Raw genomic sequence first — 1,700 nt, 5'->3', positions numbered from 1 at the left:
CTAATATTCCATATCGTCTTTGTGACACAGAGAATCTTTTTATTGATCCCAAGAACACGATTACTTTCGATAATGAGCGACAAAATATTATTGACGATCGCTGCAATGAAATAGGAAGTGATGGACGTTTATTAATGAGTAGCAACAACCAAGTTTACTACGTAAGCCTGTTCGAAAAGCTAATAGTTCCTCTACTATCTAAACTTAGTAACTTAGTTATAGATGGTGGGATTTGGTTAAATACTCAAAGACCGGAATGGAACGATGCAAATAATGCAATCGTCGGTAACGGTTTATCTATGGTTACGGTCTATTATATTCGCCGCTATATTAACTTAATGCAAGAGATAGTTGGTTTGGTGCCTAACCTAATAAGCATTTCTAAAGAAGTATTTGACTGGTCAGTATCTATTCAAAAAATTCTTGTTGATGCTAGCAAAGAAATTCGTCAAAAAACAGTTACGCGACAAACTCGAAAAGCTATATTGACGCGTCTTGAGCGATCAGCAGAAAACTACCGTAACAAAGTTTATTCTCAAGGTTTCTCGCATAAAGTTCAGGTAGAGAGACTGTCTATTGAACAACTATTAGATTTTTCTTTGTTTGTTATTGATTCTACGATTAAAAACAACCGCAGTGATGACGGTCTATATCATTCTTACAATGTAATGTCCTACACTGAAGATGCACTAAATATAGCTCCACTTTATCCAATGTTAGAAGGACAAGTTGCGGTTTTGAGCGCCGGGGTTCTAAGTCAGGACGAAGCAATAAATGTTATAGAAAGTTTATTTTGCAGCGGAATTTATAGGGAAGATCAAAATAGTTTTATGCTATATCCCGACAGAGAAATTACTAGATTTTTAGAAAAGAACAACATTCCTGAAGAATATATAAAAGGAAACAATGTTCTTAAAAAAATGCTTGATCGTGAAGATAAAAGAATTGTTAACAAGGATTGTTTTGGCTATATTCATTTCAATTCGGACTTTGAAAATTCCTCATATCTTAAAGACGTAATAGAAGAACTAAAAAGTGATTACTTAGGTTATGATGATTCCCAATTTGAGGATATCGAAGATATCTACGAAAGAATATTTAACCATAGGTATTTTACCGGCCGGTCTGGTACCATGTTTGGCTATGAAGGGCTAGGATGTATATACTGGCATATGGTATCTAAGCTTTTGCTCGCAGTCCAAGAAAACTATCTTGTCGCCCGCGATAAAGATATGGATTCAAATATCGTTAATAAGCTTTCCTATTATTATTACAGAGTACGCCAGGGAATTGGGTTTAATAAATCACCACTCGAATATGGTGCTTTCCCAGCCGATCCGTATTCGCATACACCAAAGCAGGCTGGTGCGCAACAACCTGGAATGACAGGACAAGTTAAAGAAGAGATAATCACTCGATTTTCCGAGCTAGGAATTAGTGTTAATAATGGGGAAATAGTTATAAGACCTACTTTACTTGACATTAGCGAATTTTTAAGTAGTAGTACTCAATTTAGCTTTATTGATTTAGAAAAAAATCCTAGAAGCTTTCTGCTTAACAAAGGTCAGTTAGCATTTACATATTGCCAAGTACCTTTTATTTATGAATTGGCGGAAAAGGAGAGCTTAACATGCTTCTTAAAAGACGGTTCTAAGATAAAAAGTGAACAGCTTTATATACCAAGGGATATTTCTGAGAAA

1 pseudogene is annotated in these 1,700 nt (G+C 35.2%); it reads left to right on the top strand.

Features of this window, described 5'->3' with window-relative positions:
- Positions 1-1,700 (top strand): annotated as a pseudogene (locus BZG81_RS15665) (hypothetical protein); the annotation flags it as partial.

The sequence above is a fragment of the Salinivibrio sp. MA607 genome, assembly GCF_001996245.1.
GTDB lineage: Bacteria > Pseudomonadota > Gammaproteobacteria > Enterobacterales > Vibrionaceae > Salinivibrio > Salinivibrio costicola.
The sequence above is the reverse complement of the archived record's forward strand: the minus strand, read 5'-3'. Positions and strand labels throughout refer to the sequence as shown.